The 6,874-nt window shown below is 72.0% G+C and carries 7 protein-coding genes; 3 read left to right on the plus strand and 4 right to left on the minus strand.

What is annotated here, in order from left to right; genetic code table 11:
* Nucleotides 1-32 precede the first annotated feature (32 nt).
* Together AB0F40_RS07960 and AB0F40_RS07965 are read left to right on the plus strand one after the other, a co-directional pair.
* Nucleotides 33-944 (plus strand): DUF4031 domain-containing protein, encoded by a 912-nt coding sequence (locus AB0F40_RS07960; protein WP_357465588.1) that lies wholly within the window; start codon nt 33-35, stop codon nt 942-944.
* A gap of 200 nt (nt 945-1,144) precedes the next feature.
* Nucleotides 1,145-1,768 carry a YdcF family protein gene (locus tag AB0F40_RS07965; RefSeq protein WP_357465589.1) on the plus strand — a complete coding sequence of 208 codons (624 nt, stop codon included), beginning with the start codon at nt 1,145-1,147 and terminating at the stop codon, nt 1,766-1,768.
* Nucleotides 1,769-1,780: 12 nt separating this feature from the next.
* Here the strand turns inward: AB0F40_RS07965 and AB0F40_RS07970 are convergent, their stop codons facing one another.
* From AB0F40_RS07970 to AB0F40_RS07985, 4 genes are all read right to left on the minus strand, one after another.
* Nucleotides 1,781-2,263, minus strand: a complete 483-nt coding sequence (locus tag AB0F40_RS07970) for a hotdog fold domain-containing protein (protein ID WP_357465590.1) — start codon at nt 2,261-2,263, stop codon at nt 1,781-1,783.
* A 211-nt stretch (nt 2,264-2,474) separates the two neighbouring features.
* A complete protein-coding gene (locus AB0F40_RS07975) occupies nt 2,475-4,109 on the minus strand; it encodes a succinic semialdehyde dehydrogenase (protein WP_357465591.1) in 1,635 nt (544 codons plus the stop codon).
* A gap of 105 nt (nt 4,110-4,214) precedes the next feature.
* Nucleotides 4,215-4,694 carry a GNAT family acetyltransferase gene (locus AB0F40_RS07980; RefSeq protein ID WP_357465592.1) on the minus strand — a complete coding sequence of 160 codons (480 nt, stop codon included), beginning with the start codon at nt 4,692-4,694 and terminating at the stop codon, nt 4,215-4,217.
* Complete coding sequence (locus AB0F40_RS07985) at nt 4,691-5,815, minus strand: GuaB3 family IMP dehydrogenase-related protein (RefSeq protein ID WP_357465593.1); 1,125 nt, start codon at nt 5,813-5,815, stop codon at nt 4,691-4,693. The genes AB0F40_RS07980 and AB0F40_RS07985 overlap by 4 nt, the downstream gene beginning before the upstream one ends.
* 171 nt (nt 5,816-5,986) lie before the next feature.
* On the opposite strand from AB0F40_RS07985, the gene AB0F40_RS07990 reads away from it, so the two are divergent.
* Nucleotides 5,987-6,709, plus strand: a complete 723-nt coding sequence (locus tag AB0F40_RS07990) for an exonuclease domain-containing protein (protein WP_357465594.1) — start codon at nt 5,987-5,989, stop codon at nt 6,707-6,709.
* Nucleotides 6,710-6,874 lie beyond the last annotated feature (165 nt).

Consider the following 6,874-nt stretch of genomic DNA (forward strand, 5'->3'; position numbering starts at 1 on the left):
ATCGTTCACCCGCCGCGCCGTAGGCTCGCTCCGTGACCCTCTTCATCGATCCGCCGGCCTGGCCCGCGCACGGGACTCTGTTCTCCCATCTGGTCTCGGACGGGTCGCTGCAGGAGCTCCGGCTGTTCGCGCGGGCGGCCGGCGTGCCCGACCGGGCGTTCGACCTCGACCACTACGACGTCCCCGCCGAGCGGTTCGACGGGCTGGTCGCGGCCGGAGCGGTTGCCGTCGAGGGCGGAGACCTGGCCCGGCGGCTCGCGGGCTCGGGCTTGCGCGTCTCGGGTGCCGAGCGCAACCGCGCCAAGCGTGCAGCGCTGCTGACCCGGTGGGACGGCCTGTGGGCCGATCCCGGTCTGGCGCACAAGGCCGGCGAGGAGCTGGTGAACCGCTGGCGCGAGCCCCACCGCGTCTACCACTCGACCCTGCACCTGGCCGTTGTCCTGGACGCGCTCGATTCCATCGCTGCCGAGACCCGGGTCTCCGAGCGCGCGCTCTGGCGAGCCCGCCTCGCCCTGTGGTTCCACGATGCCGTGCACGACGGCGTCGCGCGGCAGGACGAGGAACGTTCGGCCGCGCTGGTCGCCGAGCTGCTCGGCCCCCTGGCCGGGAGCGAGGTCTCGAGCGCGGACGTCGACGAGATCGCACGCCTCGTCCTGGTCACGGCGGACCACGATCCCGCGCCCGACGACGACGTCGGCGGCCTGGTCAGCGATGCCGACCTGGCGGTGCTGGGCGGCAGCCCCGCCGTCTACACGCGATACACCCGCCAGGTGCGCGCCGAGTACTGCGACGTGCCCGACCCGCTGTTCCGCTCCGGGCGGGCCCAGGTGCTCCGCACGCTCCTGGCCGGCGCGCTTCTGTTCCGGACGGCACCCGGCGCCGCCCGCTGGCAGCACGCCGCGGAGACGAACCTCCGAGCTGAGCTGGCCCTCCTGTCCGCGTAGCGCCGGGACGGACCTCAATGGTCGGTAAAACGTCAGGTGATCGGCAACCCGAGTTACCGATCACCTGACGTTTTACCGACCACGCCACTCTTCGCCGCCGCAGCCCGCACACCGCTCTCCGCACGCCACCCGCCACCACGCCACTCCTCGCACGCCACCCGCTCGCCGCACACCCGCCCCAGCACGGTACGGTTCCCGACGTGACTCCCCTCAAGACCGCCGCGATCGTCGCGGGCGTGCTCGCTGTCGCGTTCATCGTCCCCGTGACCGCGGTGCAGGCCACCGGGCACACCCGCGTGCGGCACGATCCGAGCGAGATCGAGAAGGCCGACGCCGTCATCGTGCTCGGGGCCGGCCTCCGCACCGACGGGACACCGTCCACCTACCTGCGCCGCCGCGTCGAGGAGGGCGCCGCGCTCTACCGCGCGGGGATCGCGCCGACGGTCATCCTGAGCGGCGACGCGCACGACAACGCCGACGGCACCCGGTACGACGAGCCCGGCTCGATGCGTGCCTGGCTCCTGGACAACGACCTCGGCGTGCCGGACGACGCGATCGTCCTGGACCGCGAGGGCTTCAACACCACCGCCACGTGCCGCCGCGCCCATGACCTCTACGGAGTGCGCACCGCCGTCGTCGTCACGCAGGACTACCACCTGCGCCGCACGCTCTTCTCGTGCGTGGAGGCCGGGCTCGACGCCGTCGGGGTGGGCGTGAGCGCCGCGACCTCGGTGCCGGTGCAGGCAGCCTGGTGGCACGTGCGGGAGCTGCCTGCGAGCTGGAAGGCCGCCGTCCGCTCCCTGGCCCGGCGCCGCCCCCGCTGACCTGTCAGAACCTCACTTCTTCTTCGGTGTGACCCACAGGTGGATCGTGCCCTCGACCACCACGGTCCCGTCAGCCAGAACGCCGCGCACCCGCACCGGCAGGTCCGGGTCGACGCCGTCCCACTGCGCCTGGTCGGTCTCGGCCACGCACGTGACATCACCGGTCGACTTCGCGAGGTAGGCGACCTCCATGCCCTTGGGCAGCCACCGCTTGTCGTCGGGCACGGTGGCCTCGGCGAGCGAGCCCATCGCCATCTCGAGCCCGTTGCAGACGGCGATCGCGTGCACCGTGCCGATGTGGTTCCGGTTGCGCCGCCGGTTGGGCACCATTACCTCGCCGTAGTTCGGCCGCATGTCGACCACGCGCGGGGCGATGCTGCCGAAGTACGGGGCCTTGAAGGTGTAGGCCGCCGTGAAGATCCGCTTGCCGAGCAGCCCGCCGATGACCGGCAGGGAGTTGGCGGACTTCCAGAAGGCGTGGAGCTGCGTCGTCATGCGGGCGAGCGTACCGGGCGCTGCGCCTCCGTCTCACGCTCCACCCATATGGCGTGAGACTGCGGCTCCGCTCCAGGCGAGTGCCTCGTACCTCGGCCCGCACCCTGCGCTGCACCTTCGCGTCACACTTCACCCGTATGGCGTGAGACTGCGGCTCCGCTCCAGGCGAGTGCCTCGTACCTCGGCCCGCACCCTGCGCTGCACCTCCGTCTCACGCCATGCGCAGGCGGCGCATCGCCTCCAGCGCCGTCGTGAGCACGCGGCTCGGGGTGTCCCCGCCCAGGCCGTAGAGGCTGTCGAGCGTGGCACCGAACCGGGCGCCCCGAGCGGTCACGACCGTCTGCTGCCGGGTGAGCCCGTCGATCGACGCCGCCCCGTGTCGCCCACCCAGGCCGGACGCCTTCCAGCCGCCGAGCGGCGCCGAGACCGACCCCCAGGTCATCGTGTACCCGTCGTTGATCGCGACCGAACCCGTCTCGATCCGCGTGGCCACGCGTCGCGCCCGGCCGACGTCGCGGGACCAGACGGCGGAGTGCAGGCCGTACTCGGTGTCGTTCATGACGGCCACGGCGTCCTCGTCGCACTCGACACGCGTGATCGAGACGACCGGCCCGAAGGTCTCCTCGCGCGTGACCACTGCCTGCGCGGGAACGTCGTCGAGCACCGTCGGGGCGTAGAAGTACGGGCCGACGTCGGCGCGGTGCACCCCGCCGGCGAGCACCCGGGCACCCCGGGCCAACGCGTCGTCGACGTGCGCCGTCACCTTGTCGAGCTGCGCGGCGGAGGTGAGCGAACCGACCTCCGCCGAGTAGTCGAGAGCCGGGCCGAGCCGCAGGCCCCGCACTGCACGCACGAACTTCGCGACGAACTCCTCCGCGACCGCCTCGTGCACGACCAGACGCTCGATGGACACGCACAGCTGGCCGGCGTTCGAGAAGCAGGCCCGCACGATGCCCGGAACTGCCGCGTCGACGTCGACGTCGTCCGTCACGTAGAGCGCGTTCTTGCCGCCCAGCTCGAGCGTGGCACCGATGAGGCGCTCGCCCGCGCGTGCCGCGACCTTGCGCCCCGTCGCGGTCGAACCGGTGAACGCGATGTGGTCCACGTGCTCGATCAGGGCCTCACCGACCTCGGGACCGCCCGCGACCACCTGGAACAGTCCGGCGGGCAGGCCTGCGTCGTCCAGGGCCTCGGCCGCCCACAGCGCGGTGAGCGTGGTCTGCGGGTCCGGCTTGAGGACCACGGCGTTGCCGGCCAGGAGCGCCGGCAGCGCCTCGGAGAGCGCGAGCACCAGCGGGTAGTTCCACGGCGAGATCGCCCCGACCACACCCACCGGCCTGCGGTGCACCTGCACGCCCGCGAGCAGCGGGACCATGCCGAGCGCCCGGCGGGACGAGAGGTAGCGCTCGCCGCGCACCGCGTAGTGCCGAGCGACCTGGGCGATGTCCGCGATCTCCTCGAAGGCGGCCCGGCGCGACTTGCCGGTCTCGAGCTGGACTAGGTCGAGCGCCTCGGACTGTCGCTCCAGGACGATCCGGCCGAGCCGCTGGAGAACCCCGGCCCGGTCACGTACCGACAGGCGCGCCCAACTTCGCTGCGCCACCCGCGCCCGGACGACGCACGCGGCGACGTCCTCCGCGGATGACACCGGGAACGTCACGAGCGGAGCGCCCGTGAACGGGCACATGGACCGGTGGGTGCCCGTTCCCTCGGAGGTTGCGATCCGAGCCACGAGCGGGGCCATGACCCCTGGCTCGAGGACAAAGGTCCCCTGCGGGTGCTCCGGGTCGAGCACACCGCCGACCGCACCACTAGCCGCTGCGTCGGCTGCTGCGTCGTCGATCATGGCGGCCACCCTACGCGCAAAACCCTGCGCCACGTATTGATAGGTGTGTGAAACTAAGTTTCATAGAACGCTCTGCCAGCCACGTCCACCTCGCCCGACACAACCTCAGTCGGACTCGATCCAGCGCCCCAGGACCGTGCACTCCTGGTCGGCGTAGCCCATCCGACCGTAGAAGCCGAGCACGTCCGTGTTGGCGGTCCGCACCATGAGCTGGATCTTGCGCGCGCCGCGCGCGACCAGCCACGCCTCGGCAGCGACCACTGCCGCCCGGCCGAGGCCCGAGCGTCGCAGCTCTGGCGCGACGGCCACGTAGTAGAGCCAGCCGCGATGCCCGTCGTAGCCCGCCATCGCGGTGGCGGCCACCCGGCCGCCGGTCCGCGCCACCAGGACGGTCGAATCGTCACCGGCGCGTGCCTCGGCGATGTCGACGTACGGGTCGTTCCAGGGGCGGGTCAGCTCGCACGTCTTCCACAGCTCGACGACCTGCTCGACGTCGGCGTCGGTGATCTCCACGAACTCGCCGTCGGCGACCGGCGCCGCGGCAAGGACCGGGGCGAGCGGCTCGCCGTCGGGCCGACCGCTCATCGCGGCTGGTACGGCGACACGACGACCTCGACCCGCTGGAACTCCTTGAGGTCGGAGTAGCCGGTGGTCGCCATGGCGCGCCGGAGCGCGCCGACCAGGTTCAGGGTGCCGTCCGCCTGCTTGCCCGGGCCGAAGAGGATCTCCTCGAGCGTGCCCACCGTGCCGACCTCGACGCGCTCACCGCGCGGCAGCTGCGGGTGGTGCGCCTCGGGGCCCCAGTGGAAGCCCTGGCCGGGCGCCTCGGCGGCACGCGCGAGCGCGGCGCCGAGCATGACGGCGTCCGCGCCGCAGGCCACTGCCTTGACGATGTCGCCGGAGTGGCCGACGCCGCCGTCCGCGATGACGTGCACGTAGCGGCCGCCGGACTCGTCGAGGTAGTCCCGGCGGGCGGCCGCGACGTCGGCCATCGAGGTGGCCATGGGTGCGTGGATGCCGAGGCTGACGCGGGTGGTGTGGGCGGCACCGCCGCCGAACCCGACCAGCACGCCCGCCGCGCCCGTGCGCATCAGGTGCAGCGCGGCGGTGTACGTCGAGGCCCCGCCGACGACGACCGGCACGTCCAGCTCGTAGATGAACCGCTTGAGGTTGAGCGGCTCGGCGTTGCCCGACACGTGCTCCGCCGAGACCGTGGTGCCGCGGATGATGAACAGGTCGACGCCGGCGTCGACCACCGTCTTGTAGAACTCCTGCGTGCGCTGCGGGGTGAGCGCACCCGCCACCGTCACGCCGGCGGCCCGGATCTCCTTGAGCCGCTGCGTGATGAGCTCCGGCTTGATGGACTCCGAGTAGATCGCCTGCATCCGCCGCGTCGCCTCGTCGCCCGGCAGTGCCGCGATCTCCTCGAGCAGCGGCTCGGGCGACTCGTAGCGCGTCCACAGGCCCTCGAGGTCCAGCACGCCGAGGCCGCCGAACCGGCCCAGCGCCACAGCGCTGTCCGGGCTCATCACGGAGTCCATCGGTGCCGCCACGATCGGCAGGTCGAAGTGGTACGCGTCGATCTGCCAGCCGACCGAGACGTCCTTCGGGTCGCGCGTCCGCCGGGACGGCACCACCGCGATGTCGTCGAAGGAATAAGCGCGCCGCCCGCGCTTGCCGCGTCCGATCTCGATCTCGTTGCTCACCCACCAAGCCTACCCATCGGACCTGGTGCGGCGCGCAGCTTCCCGTGATGTGCGGGGTGGGGCGGGCCACAGTGTCGGTGACCGGTGGCAAGGTTCTCCCTGGACGCACCGGGCGGCCGTACCGAGCGAGGCGCATATGGCACAGAAACCCGGACGAGCAGGGAGGACACCATGAACGAGACCTGGATCAACAGGCCGCTGCTGGGCTTCGACACCGAGACCACAGGGGTGGACGTCGCGGGCGACCGCATCGTCACCGCGGCTCTCGTGCTGCGCACGCCCGGGGTCGCCACGGAGGTCCGCACCTGGCTGATGGACCCGGGCATGGAGATCCCGGCTGAGGCCGCCGCCATCCACGGCATCTCGACGGAGCACGCGCGCGCCCACGGGGTCCAGCCGCTGGAGGCCCTCGAAGAGATAGCGACCGAGCTCGCCACCCACCTGGCCGACGGCGTGCCCGTCGTCGCCTACAACGCTGCCTTCGACCTCTCGCTGCTCGACTCCGAGCTGCTGCGCCACGGGCTCAAGACCCTCCCGCAGCGCCTGGGCCATCCGGTGGAGCCGGTGGTGGACCCGCTGGTCATCGACCGCTGGCTGGACCGGTACCGCTCGGGCAAGCGCCGCCTCGGCGACCTGTCGCAGTGGTACGGCGTCACGTCGGACGGCGACCTGCACACCGCCGAGGTGGACGTGCTCGCCACGCTCGACGTGCTGGAGGCGCTGACCCGCCGTTTCCCGCAGCTGGCGCGCATGTCGTTGGCGGATCTGCATCAGCAACAGATCGGTGCGCACCGCCAGTGGGCCGTGAGCTTCAACGAGTGGCGCCGGGAGCAGGGCCTGAACGGGCCGGGCGCATCGGGTACGTGGCCGGTGCAGTACTCGGCCGGCGTCTGAGCCGGCGGTCCGCCGACCGAACTTGTTCAGCTGTTGGTCGAGCTTCGCTGGTCAGGCTCTCCCGGTGGTCGAGCTTGTCGCCTCCGGGCGGGCGAAGGCCGCCCGGATCCAGCGCAGGTAGAAGGCAAGGCTCACGACGGTGAGTACGGCGGCGAGCACCACGAG

The organism is Promicromonospora sp. NPDC023987, from assembly GCF_040639055.1.
In the GTDB taxonomy this organism is placed as follows: Bacteria; Actinomycetota; Actinomycetes; order Actinomycetales; family Cellulomonadaceae; genus Promicromonospora.

Bases quoted from the DNA above. Each gene is read 5' to 3' on its own strand.
- AB0F40_RS07970 (WP_357465590.1), bottom strand. From the start codon at position 2,263: ATGACGACGCAGCTCCACGCCTTCTGGAAGTCCGCCAACTCCCTGCCG.
- AB0F40_RS07975 (WP_357465591.1), bottom strand. From the start codon at position 4,109: ATGATCGACGACGCAGCAGCCGACGCAGCGGCTAGTGGTGCGGTCGGC.
- AB0F40_RS07980 (WP_357465592.1), bottom strand. From the start codon at position 4,694: ATGAGCGGTCGGCCCGACGGCGAGCCGCTCGCCCCGGTCCTTGCCGCG.
- AB0F40_RS07990 (WP_357465594.1), top strand. From the start codon at position 5,987: ATGAACGAGACCTGGATCAACAGGCCGCTGCTGGGCTTCGACACCGAG.